This window comes from Streptomyces huiliensis (assembly GCF_020037025.1).
Taxonomy (GTDB): Bacteria; Actinomycetota; Actinomycetes; order Streptomycetales; family Streptomycetaceae; genus Streptomyces; species Streptomyces huiliensis.
Window position 1 is genome coordinate 1 of sequence record NZ_JAIQLH010000529.1, and the last position, 494, is coordinate 494.

At 80.8% G+C, this 494-nt stretch carries 1 pseudogene; it reads right to left on the reverse strand.

What is annotated here, in order from left to right:
* Positions 1-494, reverse strand: a pseudogene (locus JNW98_RS35670) (serine protease); the annotation flags it as partial.

The window sequence follows — 494 nt, forward strand, 5'->3', positions numbered from 1 at the left end:
GGGGCCGGGAGCCGGGCGGCGGCGGTACGTGCCCCTCGGGCGCCCGGGCCGGGCCGCCGCCCCGGCGGGAGGGCAGCCGGACGGCCGCCTCGGCGGGCGGGCCCTCCGGTTCGTACCAGCGGTGGACGAGGGCGTGCAGGGCGGCGTCCAGGTCGAGGTGGGTGCCGTGCAGCCAGTCGGCGAACTCCTCGTGGGCGAAGCGGTAGCCGCTGCCCGCCGGGACGAGCAGGCCCTCGGTGAGCACGGCCGAGGCCCAGCCGGTGCGCCAGGGGAAGAGCTGCTCGAACGTCTCGCGCTCCAGCTCGCCCTGCCCGGGGCCGAGGCACTGCCGGGCGGCCTCGTGGACCTGCCCGGCCACCTTGGCGGCCAGCCGCCGCACGGCCGTGCCGCGCAGCGGGGGCCGGCGGGCGGCGGCCAGGCGGACGGCGATGCGCAGGCAGACGAGGTCGAGGTGGGCGGCGAAGACCTCCCACCGGTCGGGCGCGGGGGCGCCC